Annotated in this window: 16 protein-coding genes and 1 tRNA gene; 5 read left to right on the plus strand and 12 right to left on the minus strand. The window is 67.4% G+C overall.

All coding sequences use genetic code 11. The features are described 5' to 3' along the window. The first annotated feature begins 18 nt into the window (after positions 1–18). Entirely contained in the window at positions 19–639 is a 621-nt protein-coding gene (locus KF887_12880; protein ID QYK40314.1) for a thiamine phosphate synthase, read from the plus strand. Positions 640–668: 29 nt separating this feature from the next. On the opposite strand, the gene KF887_12885 is transcribed toward KF887_12880, so the two are convergent. The 3 genes from KF887_12885 to KF887_12895 form a co-directional block, all read right to left on the minus strand. Further along, positions 669–1,496: a 1-acyl-sn-glycerol-3-phosphate acyltransferase gene (locus KF887_12885; GenBank protein ID QYK40315.1), complete on the minus strand. Its 828-nt coding sequence runs from the start codon at positions 1,494–1,496 to the stop codon at positions 669–671. Further along, positions 1,493–2,281, minus strand: a complete 789-nt coding sequence (locus KF887_12890; GenBank protein ID QYK40316.1) for a GNAT family N-acetyltransferase — start codon at positions 2,279–2,281, stop codon at positions 1,493–1,495. The genes KF887_12885 and KF887_12890 overlap by 4 nt, the downstream gene beginning before the upstream one ends. A gap of 135 nt (positions 2,282–2,416) precedes the next feature. Beyond that, positions 2,417–2,611, minus strand: coding sequence for a DUF3553 domain-containing protein (locus KF887_12895; protein ID QYK40317.1), 195 nt, complete (start codon positions 2,609–2,611; stop codon positions 2,417–2,419). A 50-nt stretch (positions 2,612–2,661) separates the two neighbouring features. Here KF887_12895 and KF887_12900 point away from each other — a divergent pair, with 50 nt between their 5' ends. Continuing rightward, positions 2,662–3,297, plus strand: a complete 636-nt coding sequence (locus KF887_12900; GenBank protein ID QYK40318.1) for a histidine phosphotransferase — start codon at positions 2,662–2,664, stop codon at positions 3,295–3,297. Between the two features lie 8 nt (positions 3,298–3,305). Here the strand turns inward: KF887_12900 and KF887_12905 are convergent, their stop codons facing one another. From KF887_12905 to KF887_12935, 7 genes are all read right to left on the minus strand, one after another. Continuing rightward, positions 3,306–4,583, minus strand: a complete 1,278-nt coding sequence (locus tag KF887_12905) for a glutamate-5-semialdehyde dehydrogenase (protein QYK40319.1) — start codon at positions 4,581–4,583, stop codon at positions 3,306–3,308. Between the two features lie 45 nt (positions 4,584–4,628). Next, a complete protein-coding gene (locus KF887_12910; GenBank protein ID QYK40320.1) occupies positions 4,629–5,753 on the minus strand; it encodes a glutamate 5-kinase in 1,125 nt (374 codons plus the stop codon). Continuing rightward, positions 5,741–6,766 (minus strand): GTPase ObgE, encoded by a 1,026-nt coding sequence (gene obgE / locus KF887_12915; protein ID QYK40321.1) that lies wholly within the window; start codon positions 6,764–6,766, stop codon positions 5,741–5,743. Before obgE ends, KF887_12910 begins: the two co-directional genes overlap by 13 nt. A gap of 109 nt (positions 6,767–6,875) precedes the next feature. Further along, entirely contained in the window at positions 6,876–7,445 is a 570-nt protein-coding gene (locus KF887_12920; protein QYK40322.1) for a GNAT family N-acetyltransferase, read from the minus strand. 222 nt (positions 7,446–7,667) lie between these two features. Then, a complete protein-coding gene (gene rpmA / locus KF887_12925; GenBank protein QYK40323.1) occupies positions 7,668–7,937 on the minus strand; it encodes a 50S ribosomal protein L27 in 270 nt (89 codons plus the stop codon). Positions 7,938–7,949: 12 nt separating this feature from the next. Beyond that, complete coding sequence (gene rplU, locus KF887_12930) at positions 7,950–8,408, minus strand: 50S ribosomal protein L21 (GenBank protein ID QYK40324.1); 459 nt, start codon at positions 8,406–8,408, stop codon at positions 7,950–7,952. Positions 8,409–8,612: 204 nt separating this feature from the next. Beyond that, positions 8,613–9,488 carry a DUF2059 domain-containing protein gene (locus KF887_12935; GenBank protein QYK40325.1) on the minus strand — a complete coding sequence of 292 codons (876 nt, stop codon included), beginning with the start codon at positions 9,486–9,488 and terminating at the stop codon, positions 8,613–8,615. Between the two features lie 175 nt (positions 9,489–9,663). On the opposite strand from KF887_12935, the gene KF887_12940 reads away from it, so the two are divergent. The 3 genes from KF887_12940 (at position 9,664) to KF887_12950 (ending at position 11,655) form a co-directional block, all read left to right on the plus strand. Then, positions 9,664–9,753: transfer RNA gene (locus KF887_12940), tRNA-Ser, on the plus strand. A 115-nt stretch (positions 9,754–9,868) separates the two neighbouring features. Further along, on the plus strand, positions 9,869–11,143 hold the full coding sequence (locus tag KF887_12945) for a hypothetical protein (protein QYK40326.1): 1,275 nt from the start codon (positions 9,869–9,871) through the stop codon (positions 11,141–11,143). Then, the gene (locus KF887_12950; GenBank protein QYK40327.1) at positions 11,140–11,655 is read left to right on the plus strand and encodes a hypothetical protein; all 516 of its coding nucleotides are present in this window, start codon (positions 11,140–11,142) and stop codon (positions 11,653–11,655) included. The genes KF887_12945 and KF887_12950 overlap by 4 nt, the downstream gene beginning before the upstream one ends. Positions 11,656–11,763: 108 nt before the next feature. On the opposite strand, the gene KF887_12955 is transcribed toward KF887_12950, so the two are convergent. Then, a complete protein-coding gene (locus KF887_12955) occupies positions 11,764–12,348 on the minus strand; it encodes a YdeI/OmpD-associated family protein (protein ID QYK40328.1) in 585 nt (194 codons plus the stop codon). After that, a complete protein-coding gene (locus KF887_12960) occupies positions 12,348–13,541 on the minus strand; it encodes an epoxide hydrolase (protein ID QYK40329.1) in 1,194 nt (397 codons plus the stop codon). Before KF887_12960 ends, KF887_12955 begins: the two co-directional genes overlap by 1 nt. Positions 13,542–13,606: the final 65 nt, after the last annotated feature.

Genomic DNA, 13,606 nt, shown 5'->3' on the forward strand with positions numbered 1-13,606 from the left:
TTTCGGAAAGACCCCGCGATGCCCGAAGCCGACCGCCCGCAGATCTACCTGGTCACCCCGCCCGTCATCGACCTCGACCTGTTTCCCGACAGGCTGGCCCGGGTGCTGGACGCGACCGACATCGCCTGCCTGCGCCTTGCCGTTGCCGGACGGGATCTGGACATGATCGCCCGGGCGGCGGATGCGCTGCGCATGCTGTCACATGACCGCGACGTGCCGCTGGTGATCGAAAGCCATTCGGTGCTGGTGACCCGGCTGGGGCTTGATGGCGTCCATCTGACGGATGGCGCAAGGTCGGTCCGGAAACTGCGCAAGGATCTGGGCGGCGATGCCATCATCGGCGCCGCCTGCGGCATCACCCGGCACGAGGGAATCAATGCCGCAGAGGCGGGCGCCGACTATGCGGCCTTTGCCCCGGTCGGCGACACCGGGCTGGGCGACGGCAGCCGCGCCGGGGCCGACCTGTTCGACTGGTGGTCGCAGATGATCGAGGTGCCGGTGGTGGCCGAGGGCGGCCTGACGCCCGACCTGGTCGCCCGCCTGGGGCCGGTGACCGATTTCTTCGCGGTGGGTGAGGAGATCTGGCGGCAGGACGATCCGGTCGCGGCGCTGAGGGACCTGATCGCGCCGCTGGGCTGACGCCGACCGGCGCGGCGCGTGGGGCCCGGTCACCCGGCCGCATGCCCCGCGTCATGGGCGGACCGGATCACCCGCTCGCAATGCTGCGCCAGCGCCTTGCGGTCGGGAAAGGCGGAAACCGCGACCGGCGGATGGAACGTCACCTCGACCCGCCCCTGCCGTGGCTGTGCAAGGATGCGCGCCAGATGGCTGCCGAACTCCATGTCGCCCCACCAGCCGTAAAGCCGCGCATCCTGGCCCTTCGGGGCATGATAGACCACGCTGACCGGCTGGACATGCAGGCTGTCGCGCAGATCCTCGGCGAAGAAGGCGGCGAACAGCGTGGATTTGAACGGCAGCACCCGCAGCGCATCGGTCGATGTGCCCTCGGGGAAGAACAGCAGGCGATGCCCGGCCTTCAGCCGCGCCTCGAAAACCGCCGCCTGGTCCTTGGCCTCGGCGCCCTTGCGGGCGATGAACACCGTGCCGGTCGCGCGTGCCAGCCAGCCGATGCCCGGCCATCCCGCCACCTCGGACTTGGCGACGAAATACACGCAGTCGCAGGCGTTCAGCACGAAGATGTCCAGCCAGGTGGCGTGGTTCGCCACGACCGCGCCCTTCTGTCGCATCGGCTGTCCGTGGCGCACCAGCCGCAGCCCCATGAACCGCAGCGCACTGCGGCAGACGAAGCGGGTGATGTATGGCGTCACCGGGCGGGCCTGCCCGCAAAGCGGCCGCTCCACCAGTCGCACCAGCAGCAGAATCACAAGGCAGCCGTAGGTCACGGCGAACAGCGGCGCCCCCCGCAGCACGATCCGCAGCCAGTCACCCGGGCCGGGCCGCCAGGGCGGCAGGCGCGCGGCAAGCCAGTCGCTCATGCCGGGGCGCGGTCCTGCTTGCGGGCGTAGAAATCGCGATGCCGGTCGCTCATCCGGGTGGTGTCCATGATCAGGCAGACATCGGTGGTATTGAAGGCGTGGTCGATCCAGGCCCCGTCACCGACGTAGCCACCCAGTCGCAGATAGGCCTTGATCAGCGCGGGCGTGGCCAGCATCGCCGCCTTGCGGTCCAGTGCCTCGGGCGGCAGCAGGTCCATCTCCTGCCGGTGTTCGGGACGCGCGCGCACACGGATCGGCGCGGGTGCCAGGTGGTGGTGGTACAGCCAGGACAGCGGCTGTGCCAGCGGTGCCGGATCGCGCCCGTGAAAGCTTGCCACGCCGAACAGCACCTCGATTCCCCGCGACAGCACATAGTCGGCCAACCCGTTCCACAGGTGGAACATCGCGGAACCGCCACGGTAATCGACATGCACGCAGGACCGCCCGAGTTCCACCAGCCGCCGGCCCGTGGCGACCAGCGGCGACAGGTCGTATTCGCTGTCGGAATAGAAGCGGCCGAACCCTGCGGCGCGTTCGGATGTCAGCAGGCGATAGACCCCCACGACGTCATCAAGCGCCGCGGCATCGCGCCGCGTGTCCACCAGGATCAGATGATCAAAGACCGTGTCGAATTCGTCGATCTCCAACCGCGCCGCATGATCGACCAGCGGGCCGTCGCCCCCAAGTTCCTGCACGAACACGGCATACCGCAGCCGTTGCGCCGCCCGCAGATCGCGTTCGTCGCGTGCAAGACGCAAGACAAGATGCGGATCGTCCGCCTTCATCGCCTCTCCCGGAGCGCCGTCCCCTGCGGCTGGCGCCGTATTAGGGGTGGGGCGGCAGCGATGCAACAGCCTTCGCCGCCATGTACCGGGGACGCAACAATCTGTGGTTGAACTTCGGACGGCCCATCCCTAGCGTCAGATGTGCGGATCGGGGGGGGAGCCGAAGACGGGTGTCAGTTCGACCATGCGCCCGTCGATCACCACCTTGCCCGCGTGTTCGAAGTTGACCGTGATCCGGTCGCCGATGGCCGATTGCACCTGGCCGCGCCCCCAGTCGGGCTGACCGGGATGAACGACCAGCATGCCGGGCGAAAGGACTGCGTTCGACATGCCAAGGTTCCCCGCTTGCGGCCAGGCCGCCTTTTCGGATCGAGACCCCGATGCGCGACGACGCGACCGAAGACCCCTCTGCCAGCCAGCCTGCGAACGACACCGATCTTGCCGCACTGATCGGGTCGCGCATCTGTCACGACCTTATCAGCCCGATCGGGGCGATCGGCAACGGGGTCGAGCTTCTGATGATGGAATCCGGCACGAAAAGCCCGGAGGTGGCGCTGATCGCCGACAGCGTGGCCCAGGCCAACGCCCGCGTCCGGTTCTTCCGTGTGGCCTTCGGGGCGGCGTCGGCCGGGCAGCGGATCGGCCGGTCAGAGATCGTGCAGGTCCTGGCTGACCTGACACGCGGCGGCCGCATCGTCACCCGCTGGCAGTCGCCCGCCGATCTGTCGCGCCCGGAGGCCAAGCTTGCCTGCCTTGTGATCATGGCCTGCGAGACCGCCCTGCCCTTCGGCGGGCGCATCACGGTGACGCTGGATGATGACGGTCGCTGGCTGGCCATGGCCGAAGGCGCGCGGCTGCGGGTGGACCCGGAGCTCTGGCGGGGGCTGACACAGGGCAGCGGCCCGGTTCCGGCACCCGCCCATGTGCATTTCGCGCTGATCCCGCTGGCGGCCGACCGCGTTGGCCGCCAGCTGACGGTCGAGATCTCCGATACCGCGATACGGATCGCGTTCTGATCGCGCGCCTAGCGGCGCACCGTCCCGTCGCCGGTGACGAGATACTTGAAGCTGGTCAACTGCTCGGCGCCGACAGGCCCGCGCGCATGCAGCTTGCCCGTGGCGATGCCGATTTCGGCGCCCATGCCGAACTCGCCACCATCCGCGAACTGGGTCGAGGCGTTGCGCATCAGGATGGCGCTGTCCAGCCGGGTAAAGAACCTGTCGGCCGCCGCGTCGTCCTCGGTCAGGATGCTTTCGGTATGGCTGCTGCCATGGCGGCGGATATGGGCAATCGCCCCGTCCACGTCATCGACCACGGCGGCGGCAATGATCATGTCGAGGAACTCGCGCCCGAAGTCGTCGGGCGACGCCGGTTTCACCCCGGGCAGATGGTGCAGCCCCTCGCCCGCCCGGACCTCGACCCCAGCGCCCACCAGATCGGCGATCACCTGCGCGCCAAGCCCCGCCACGAGATCGCGATGGATCAGCAGGCATTCGGCAGACCCGCAGATTCCGGTGCGCCGTGTCTTGGCATTCAGCACCACCGCGCGCGCCTTTGCCGGATCGGCGGCACGGTCGAGGTAGACATGGCAGATGCCTTCCAGATGCGCAAAGACCGGTACCCGCGCCTCGGACTGGACCAGGCCGACGAGGCCCTTGCCACCGCGCGGCACGATGACGTCGATCCAGTCGGTCGCACGCAGCATTTCGGCCACGAATGCCCGGTCGCGGCTGGGCACCAGCTGGATCGCCGCCTCGGGCAGACCGGCGGCGCGCAGGCCCGCGACCATCGCCGCATGGATCGCCATCGACGAATGGAGCGACTCGGAACCGCCCCGCAGGATCACGGCATTGCCCGCCTTGAGGCACAGCGCACCGGCATCGGCCGTCACGTTCGGGCGGCTCTCGTAGATCACGCCGATCACCCCCAGGGGGGTCGCCACGCGCCGGATCGTCAGCCCCGAGGGCACCGTCCATTCCGCCAGCACGCGGCCCACGGGGTCATTCTGCGCCGCGACGGCCCGCAGGCCCTCGGCGATGCCCTGCACCCGCCCCGCGTCAAGCCGCAGCCGATCCGACATCGCGGGCGACAGCCCCTTGTCACGGGCCGCCCCCATGTCCCGCGCATTGGCCTCGAGGATCGCAGGCAGCGTCTGCAGAACCGCATCGGCCGCGGCAGCAATGGCCGCCTGCTTCTGCGCAGGGGGCGCGAAGGCAAGATCGGCGGCAGCCGCACGCGCGGCCCGCCCCATCGTCTCGATCAGCCCGGTATCGACCTGCCCGGTATCGACCTGCCCGTCCATCGCATCCTCCGTCCTGCGCGGGGCCGCGTCAGGCCCCGCCTGCCGTCACATCACCATGTCGTCCCGATGGACCAGTGCGGCGCGCCCGGGGTAGCCCAGGATCGCCTCGATCTCGCCCGAGCGGTGGCCCGCGATGGCGCGCGCTTCCGTGGCCGTATAGCGGATCAGCCCCTTGCCCAGGGCCTCGCCCGAGGGCCCGATGATCGCCACGGGTTCGCCCCGCCCGAAACCGCCGGTGACCGCGATGACCCCGGCAGGCAGCAGCGACTTGCCCTGCGCCAGGGCGGCCACGGCACCGGAATCCACCCTGACCTCGCCACGCGGCTTCATCGCTGCGATCCACCGCTTGCGCGCGACCTGCGGATCGCCCTCGGGCACGAACCAGGTGCGCGGCGCGTCGCCCGCAAGGGCGGACAGCGGACGCATCACCGAGCCTTCCATGATCGCCATCGCACAGCCGCCGGCGACGGCGGTCTTGGCTGCCATCAGCTTCGTCTTCATCCCGCCCTTCGACAGCCCGCTGACCGGATCGCCTGCCATCGCCTCGATCTCGGGCGTGATGCGCTCGACCAGATCGAAGCGCCGGGCGGCGGGGTCGGTCTTGGGGTTCGCAGAATAGAACCCGTCCACGTCGGACAGCAGCACGAGCTGATCGGCCCCCACCGTCACGGCAATCTGCGCGGCAAGGCGGTCGTTGTCGCCAAAGCGAATCTCGTCGGTCGCCACCGTGTCGTTCTCGTTCACGATGGGCACGACACCCATCGACAGCAGCGTCTGCATCGTGGCGCGGCTGTTCAGATAGCGCCGCCTGTCCTCGGTATCCTCAAGCGTCACCAGAACCTGCGCCGTGGTCAGGCCATGGGGTGACAGAACCTCCTCATAGGCGCGGGCCAGACGGATCTGGCCCACGGCCGCCGCAGCCTGCGCCTGTTCAAGGGCCAGGGCGCCCGGCGGCAGACCCAGCACCTTGCGGCCAAGCGCGATGGACCCAGACGACACGATCACCACATCGGCGCCCCGCGCACGCACCGCCGCCACATCCTGCGCCAGCGCCAGCAGCCAGTCCGACCGAAGGCCGGACGGGCCGACCAGCAGGGCAGAACCGATCTTGACGACCAGACGCCGCGCCAGCCGCACGTCGGGGGCAACCGCCTGCATCACGGCGACCATGGCGCATCCTCGGGCTCATCGGCGCGCGCAGCCTGAATCTCTGCCATCAGCGCCCGCAACACTTCGGTCACGCCGCGCCCTGTGACGCCCGACAGCACCAGAACCGGCCCGCCGCTGGCCTTTTCAAGCGCCCGGCGACGGCGCGACAGCGTCGCAGCATCCACCGCATCAGCCTTGTTCAGCGCCAGCACGCGCGGTTTTTCCCCCAGCACCTCGTCATAGGCCTCGAGCTCGGCCACGATGGTGCGGTAGTCCCTGACGATGGATGTCGACGTTCCGTCCACCAGGTGCAGCAGGACCGAACAGCGCTCGACATGCGCCAGGAACTGCATGCCAAGGCCGCGACCCTCGCTCGCCCCCTCGATCAGGCCGGGGATGTCGGCGATGACCAGTTCGCGCCCGTCCACCGCCGCGACGCCGAGGTTCGGCACCAGCGTGGTGAAGGGATAGTCCGCTATCTTGGGTCGGGCGTTCGACACGGCGGCAAGGAACGTGGATTTCCCCGCATTGGGCAGGCCCACCACGCCCGCGTCGGCGATGAGCTTCAGCCGGAGCCAGATCGTGCGTTCCACCCCCGGCTGGCCCGGGTTGGCGTTGGCCGGCGCCCGGTTGGTGGACGACTTGAACTGCATGTTGCCCCAGCCGCCGTTGCCGCCGCGGGCGAGTTGCACGCGCTGGCCCGGCGTCACCAGGTCGGCGATCACCGTTTCCTCATCCTCGTCGAGGATCTCGGTGCCCACGGGCACCTTCAGCACGATATCGTCGCCCGACTTGCCGGTGCGCTGCGATCCCATGCCGGGCTGGCCGCTCTTGGCAAAGAAGTGCTGCTGGTAGCGGAAGTCTATCAGCGTGTTCAGCCCTTCGACCGCCTCGGCCCAGACCGAGCCGCCATTGCCGCCATCGCCCCCGTCCGGCCCGCCGAACTCGATGAACTTCTCGCGCCGGAACGACACGCAGCCCCCGCCGCCGCCGCCGGAACGGATATAGACCTTGGCGAGATCGAGGAACTTCATGGGACGGGCCTTCGGCTGCGGCCCATGTCGCGGGCCCTGTGGCGATACTCTCCTGCGGGCGCGGGATCAAGGGCGCCCCCCGGCACCAGCCGGGTGGGGGGACGGGTGGTCAGCCAAGGCGTTTCAGATAGGTCCAGGTCGGCACGCGGGCATTGCGGGCGACCGAAAAGCTCTCGGCGTCGCCGATGTATTCGAAGCCCGCATTCGTCAGCACCCGCGCCGAACCGGGATTGTCCTGGAACACCTCGGCAAAGATCGTGCGGTTGGCCTGCGGGTTCGCCGCAAGCAGCGCCTGCACCGCCTCGGAAGCGATGCCGATGTTCCAGAAGGCGGGCGCCACCCAGTAGCCGATTTCGGACTGTCCGCGGTCCATTGCCTTGAGGCTGATCACGCCCAGAACCTCGGGCAGGCCGGACTGCGTGCCGTCGATGACCCAGATATCCTCGCCCGCGCCGCGCTTCATCGCGCGGGTGACAAAGGCCTCTGCCGCACCGGGCGGCAGCGGATGGGGGATGGATCGGGTGGCCTCGGCAACCCGCCGGTCGCCCGCATAGAGGGCGAACAGCCCGGCATCGGCGCGCCGGGCCGGGCGCAGCGCAAAGCGCCCGGACGCGATCGCACCCTCGGGCACGGCAAGGGGCGGCGGCGCCGCTGCCGCCCTGTTCAGGTCGAGTGTCATGGCTTCCCTCCTCGAAACCACGGACGGAGCGGCACCCGCCACCCCGCGAAATTTCCTGTCCCACACATGATGTGGGAACGCTGCAACCCGGTCGCAACCATCGCGGGCGTGTCGCCCTGCGGCCGCCGGGGCCCTTTCTGCCCGCCGAACCCGGCGGAAATGAGGAAGGGGACCGGCCTTCCGGCCGATCCCCTGCTTACATCCCGGATGTAAAGGTTCGGCTTACTCGGCTGCCTCGGCTGCGGGGACCACCGAAATGAACGTACGGCCCTTGAGCCCGCGCTTGAACGTCACATGACCCTCGACCGTCGCAAAGATCGTGTGGTCGCGGCCCATGCCGACACCCGCGCCCGGATGCCAGGTGGTGCCGCGCTGGCGCACGATGATGTTGCCCGGAATGGCCGCCTGACCGCCGAACAGCTTGACGCCCAGACGGCGACCTGCGCTGTCACGACCGTTGCGGGACGAACCGCCTGCCTTCTTGTGTGCCATGGAACGGGCTCCTTACGCGGTTGCGGCGTCGGCGGGCTTGGCCGCCTTGGCACGCTTGGGTTTGGCGGGTGCTTCCACAGCCGCGGGTGCGGTGCCATGCGCGGCGCGGCGCGCGGCGGCCGTTCCGGTCGCGGCCGCAACGCCGGTCGCCTCGGCGCCCGTGCCCAACACGTCGGTCACACGCAGCAGCGTCAGCTGCTGGCGATGGCCCTTGGTCCGCTGCGACGAATGCTTGCGGCGGCGCTTGACGTAGTGGATCGTCTTCTCGCCCTTGATCTGGTCGATCACCTCGGCCTGCACGGCGGCGCCGGCCACGAAGGGCGTGCCGACCGTCAGCGTCTCGCCGCCGACCATCAGGATGTCGTTGAACTGGATCTTCTGTCCAGCCTCGGCATCAAGCTTCTCAACGCGCAGAACGTCTCCCGCCTGCACCTTGTACTGCTTGCCGCCGGTCTTGAGGACCGCAAACATGGGCCGCTTCCTTCTCTCGGTTTCCGCGCCCTGCGGCCCCGGATCGCTCCGGCGTTTGGTGCCTTCGGACAGCGCGCCCCCTGCGGGAGCGTCATCAATGTAAAACCCGGCAAAGCACAGGCCCCGCCGGGATGCGCGCTTATGATCCGCAGCCCCGGGCTTGTCAAGCGCCGGGCCCACGCGCGCGCGCCAGATCTCCGGCCCCTAGATGTCCTGCCCCATGAGTTGCAGCGCCGCCGCGCGGCCAAGGTCATAGGACACCTGGCCGAACACCGCGTCGAAGGCGGCGAACAGCGCGTGGTTCAGCTTCTGACCCTGCGGACTCATCGAGAAGGCGACGTAGCCCTCAAGGTCGGCGTCCGACACCGGCCCGTAGGCCAGGGCAAGATAGGGGAACAGCCAGGCCTCGGTCTCGGCGCGGATCTCCGGTTCCTGCCCCCAGACATCGGCCAGCATCTCCTCCTCGCTCACGCCCTGGCCCATCGCCCCGGCGGCGGCCATGCCGCGGTAGAACGAGAGGTTGGCGTTGAGCGCGCCCTGCACATTGGCCTCGATCAGGTCGTTCGCCTCGGCAAAGCGGCGCAGCAGGTCGAGCCGCGCATCGCCCCGTGCCGTCATGTCCTCGACCTCGATGCGGGCGGCTTCTTCCACCGCTTCGTCCAGCAGCGCCCGCCGCGCCTCGATCTCGAGCGTCAGGATGCGTCTGCCGCGATCCGTGCCGAAGAATGCCCGCGCGGCCGCGAGCGTGTCGGCATCTCCACCGATCTCGGCCGCCATCGCCGCCTCGAACCGCGCAAGCATGGTCGGCGGGTCATAGATCGCCTGCACCGCGCCCGTCCAGTCGGCCCCGCCGCGCCCCGGGAACAGTTCGTCCTCGAGTTCGCTGCCATAGGCCAACCCCTCGTCCCGCATCACGGCCAGGAAGTCGTCGATCTTCAGAAGCGCCGTCAGATCGGCCGCGCGCGCCGCGCTTTCGCCGGCCGCCTGTGCGAGCACACCCCGGGGCAGCACAACCACCGGCGCGGCGGCAAGCGCGCCAACCAGGCAAACCGTCAGCAGTCGAATACGGATTCCCGGCATGTCCACCCCCCGAACGGGCGCCCCATGCACCCTTCCCTTCGCAGGTAATGCCTGGCCCCCCCGTTGCCAAGCACCCGGCACAGGAGCCGGCCGTTTCCCGCCCGCAACCTGTCAGGATGCCCCTTGCAGCCCCTGTGTCACTTCGCTAAGAGCGCGTCACGAAGACCCCTGACGCGGAGAGGTGCCGGAGTGGTCGATCGGGGCGGTCTCGAAAACCGTTGTGGGTTTGCGCCCACCGTGGGTTCGAATCCCACCCTCTCCGCCACCCGAACGCCCCCGAAATCCAACGATCTCTGCCAGATGCGCCGGCGCGTTCGGAGAGTTAATGCAACCTTAGCGCCAGACTGATACTGCTTTCGGGCAACGACCCGGAGGAACCGATGCGGCACGAAACCAAGTTTGCGGCCTGGATCAGGTCAGGCGGCAACAGCGTCTTCGTCTTGCCGCTTGGTCCGGTTCAGGCGCCGGAAGTCAAGTTCTCGGTGGTCCCTGACAGGCTGCTTGACAGCATCATCGACGATGCGCTGGCTACAGGCGTTGCCCGGCTGAATGGCTTTCTCCCCGAGGGTGTCAGCATTGACATCACGTCGGTCGACCTCACCGCGATCAGGGATCAACTGCGCAGTTCGGTTGCGGGTCGCCTGAACGAAACGGGCGTGCCGGTCAATCCCAACGACCCAGTCATCAATGCGATCCTTGCGCGATATGCTGAGGCGCTGAACGGCCACTTTCAAAGAGATGCGCTGCAGCTCGCAACCTACATCTGGCGCAGTCAGGACGATGCCCGTGTTCGCGCTGCGCATGCAGACCACGACGATCGGGTCTTCGCGTGGGCCAATCCTCCTGCCGGCGGGCATCCCGGCGAGGCATGGAATTGCCGGTGCACGGCAGAACCAATCATTGATCCCCAGATTCTTCCAGAGGGAGCGGTCTGCGACATCCTGACAGGGGATCGTCTTTCCGATGTATTCCCGGATGCCGACGAAGCCCGTCTGACGCAAGTTGCCAGGGAGATCGACCTGCAGATCGTGACGGCCGAGTTGAACAGTCCCGAACGACTGGCGCATTTCTTCGGTCAGGTGCTTCAAGAGGTCGGGCAACGAATGCGACTCGTGGAGAGCCTCGACTATCGGGCGGACCGCCTAGGATCGATCTTCAGCTACTTCAGGCGTAACCCGGAAGAAGCCTTGCTCTACGGGAGAACTGCCGACCATCCGGCAGATCAGGAAGCCATCGCAAACCGTGCCTATGCGGACCGCAACGGCAACGGGAATGTCGAGAGTGGTGACGGGTGGAGATTCCGCGGTCGCGGTCTGAAGCAAGTCACCGGCCGCGCCAACTATCGGGCCTTCGCCGAAGAACACACGCGAATGTTCGGTGAACAGATCGACTTCGAGGCCGAGCCGGACTTGCTGGGAACACCGCGCTACGCCGTTCGTTCGGCCCTTTGGTTCTGGCACGCCAACAATCTCTTTTCGCTGGCGGACGCAGGTATTAACCGTGCTGCTGCCGATAGCATTACTGCAATCATCAATCGTGGGACGGACTCCTATGGGCAGCGCTGGGAAAACGTTCGTCGGCTGAGCGAGTCGGGGGTCTTCGCAAACGTCTGTCGGTTCTCCGTCTCTCGCCCGCGCTTCGAGGATGCGGAATGAGAAGCGCCCTTCGGCTCCTTGCTGTTGTCTTGCTTATGGGCCTCGCCAGCCGGTCCGTTGGTCAAACAATCTTCGATGGCCCTTCGGTAGAAACCGCTGAGCTCCGGGTTGAACTGCGACCACAAGGCGAGGACCGATTTGATATCTATCTGACCGACAAAACAACGGGCCGACAGGCACACTACGAGTTTGACGGCGAGGGTGCGAACGATCCGGAACCGTTTCTGATTGTCGAGGGCCGCTACTGCGATACGTCGGTCATCCTGCTGACGATCGAGTTTCCTTGGCGGCATTCATTGCCGCAATACTCCCGCGTCTTGGACACCTACGCTTTTCGCATGTCGGACTTGGCTTATGTCGACATGACGGCTGGGCCGGCTACCGACATCGCCTTGCTCGACAGTTCTGAAACTGAAGCGGAAGACATGTCAATGCAAACACCGATCCTTGTTGAATGCATCGGGGATCGCGGTGGGAGCCTGTTCAGATTTGTAATGAAAACAGATGATTAGGATGTTAATCAGGTGGAGAAGGTTCGACGGCATGCCCATCCCCTCCGCCATCGACCCGCATCGAACCATGGTCGAACGCTCGATTCCCCGTTGGACTGGCCAGAACGATCAGCGGAACTGGTTTGCCCGTTTGTTCTGCGCTGCAAGACTGGCTGTCTCACTGATCCGTTTCGCCCGCGTGTCCGGCCGCCTCGCCTGCTTGATCCATTCCAGGATGCCGCGCCGGACGGATCGCGGAAAGGCGGCGAAATGCGCCGCAGCCTCGGGATACATCACCATTGCGGCGGCCAGATCGACGGGCACCTCCAGCCGTTCGACGTCGTCGAGAAAGGCCCACGATCCATCGGCCCGTGCCGTATCGACAGCCGCCAGTCCCGCCGGCGCCATCCGGCCGGCCGTCGTCAAGCGCGCGACGCGCGCCTTGTTCGCCGCCGACCACGCGCTGCGAGGCTTGCGCCGCGAAAGAAGCAGCATCGTGCGCCCTGCGTCCAGCTTTCGCGGCAGGCTGTCCACCCAGCCGAAGCACAGGGCCTCTTCGACGATCGCATCGTAGGGCAGATGGAGGTCCGGCCTCTGCTTCTTCCATGTGACCAGCCAGATGCTGCCGGAGGTTGCGTGATGCTCCGCGAGCCAGGCGCGCAACTGTGACCGGCTTGTCACCTCGACCCGCGGCAGATTGCTGCCAGCCGCCATCACCTCTGCCCCCGGAACCAGTCGCGCATGTCATCCGCAACGATAGCAGCCTCCTCCCATTCAAGGAAATGCCCGCCCCGGTCGATATCGGTCCAGCGCTGCACGTTGTAGCTTCGCTCCGCCCAGGCGCGGGGGGTGGCGAACATGTCGTGCGGCGTCATCAGCATGGCCGTCGGCACCGCGACCCGGCCCCATTGGCCCGGGGCGCGCAGGGTCTCGTAGTAGAGCCGCATGGACGATCCGATGGTCCCCGTCGCCCAGTAGAGGGTGAGGTTCGCCAAGAGCCGGTCGCGGCCATAGCGGGCGACGAAATCGTCGGCGTCGGTCCAGGCGTGGAACTTTTCCAGCACCCAGGCGGCAAGACCCGCGGGGCTGTCGTTCAGTGCGACGGCAAGGGTGTCGGGCTTCGACGCATGCAGCATCGCGTAGGCCATCTCGGATTGCATCCAGGCTTGCGCGCGGGCGACGAATTCGGCCTCTTCGGGTGACAGGTCGTCGGGGACATGACCGATGTAGGGATTGGTCCCCGACAGGTGCAGGCCCATCAGCCGGTCAGGCGATTGCAGCGCGATCTGCTGCAGCACTCCGGCACCCAGGTCACTGCCCCGCCCGGCGAAACGGTCGTATCCCAGGACCCCGGTCATCAGCCGGGTCATCAGGCCGGCGATGCGCGCCACGCCCATGCCGCGCGTTCTGGGTTGAGCGGAAAAGCCGAAGCCCGGCAGCGAGGGCACGATCACGTCGAAACTCAGGCCCGCGCGTTCGGCGGTCAGGAGCGGGATCAGGTCGGTCATCTGAAGGAAGGACGACGGCCAGCCGTGCAGGACCAGAAGCGGGACACGGCGGCCCCCTTGCCCCGTGGCATGGATGAAGTGGATCGCCTCACCGTCGACCTCGGCCACGAACTGCGGCAGCGCGTTCAGGTCTCGCTCGACCGCACGCCAGTCGAACCCCTCGGCCCAGTGCTCGACCAATGGACGGAGCCTGTCGGTGTCGATCCCATAGTCCCAGGCCGCGCCTTCGATGCGGTCGGGCCAGCGGGTCAAGCGCAGGCGGGTTTCAAGGTCTTCGAGAACGGCATCGGGTACGGCGATGGTGAAGGGGCGTGCGGCCATGGCGGACACCTTTGACTGGGTTGGAAGGGGGAAAAGCGCGGCGACGGCGGTTGCCGTGAAGAAGTCCCGGCGGGTCATCGGCGGTTCCTTTCGGTTTCGATGCCCCGCAGTTTCTTCGATGCCGGAAGGTTGAAAAATCTGCG

The sequence above is a fragment of the Paracoccaceae bacterium genome (assembly GCA_019454225.1).
GTDB lineage: Bacteria > Pseudomonadota > Alphaproteobacteria > Rhodobacterales > Rhodobacteraceae.

Bases quoted from the DNA above. Each gene is read 5' to 3' on its own strand.
- KF887_12880 (QYK40314.1), top strand. From the start codon at position 19: ATGCCCGAAGCCGACCGCCCGCAGATCTACCTGGTCACCCCGCCCGTC.
- KF887_12885 (QYK40315.1), bottom strand. From the start codon at position 1,496: ATGAGCGACTGGCTTGCCGCGCGCCTGCCGCCCTGGCGGCCCGGCCCG.
- KF887_12890 (QYK40316.1), bottom strand. From the start codon at position 2,281: ATGAAGGCGGACGATCCGCATCTTGTCTTGCGTCTTGCACGCGACGAA.
- KF887_12895 (QYK40317.1), bottom strand. From the start codon at position 2,611: ATGTCGAACGCAGTCCTTTCGCCCGGCATGCTGGTCGTTCATCCCGGT.
- KF887_12900 (QYK40318.1), top strand. From the start codon at position 2,662: ATGCGCGACGACGCGACCGAAGACCCCTCTGCCAGCCAGCCTGCGAAC.
- KF887_12905 (QYK40319.1), bottom strand. From the start codon at position 4,583: ATGGACGGGCAGGTCGATACCGGGCAGGTCGATACCGGGCTGATCGAG.
- KF887_12910 (QYK40320.1), bottom strand. From the start codon at position 5,753: ATGGTCGCCGTGATGCAGGCGGTTGCCCCCGACGTGCGGCTGGCGCGG.
- obgE (QYK40321.1), bottom strand. From the start codon at position 6,766: ATGAAGTTCCTCGATCTCGCCAAGGTCTATATCCGTTCCGGCGGCGGC.
- KF887_12920 (QYK40322.1), bottom strand. From the start codon at position 7,445: ATGACACTCGACCTGAACAGGGCGGCAGCGGCGCCGCCGCCCCTTGCC.
- rpmA (QYK40323.1), bottom strand. From the start codon at position 7,937: ATGGCACACAAGAAGGCAGGCGGTTCGTCCCGCAACGGTCGTGACAGC.
- rplU (QYK40324.1), bottom strand. From the start codon at position 8,408: ATGTTTGCGGTCCTCAAGACCGGCGGCAAGCAGTACAAGGTGCAGGCG.
- KF887_12935 (QYK40325.1), bottom strand. From the start codon at position 9,488: ATGCCGGGAATCCGTATTCGACTGCTGACGGTTTGCCTGGTTGGCGCG.
- KF887_12945 (QYK40326.1), top strand. From the start codon at position 9,869: ATGCGGCACGAAACCAAGTTTGCGGCCTGGATCAGGTCAGGCGGCAAC.
- KF887_12950 (QYK40327.1), top strand. From the start codon at position 11,140: ATGAGAAGCGCCCTTCGGCTCCTTGCTGTTGTCTTGCTTATGGGCCTC.
- KF887_12955 (QYK40328.1), bottom strand. From the start codon at position 12,348: ATGGCGGCTGGCAGCAATCTGCCGCGGGTCGAGGTGACAAGCCGGTCA.
- KF887_12960 (QYK40329.1), bottom strand. From the start codon at position 13,541: ATGACCCGCCGGGACTTCTTCACGGCAACCGCCGTCGCCGCGCTTTTC.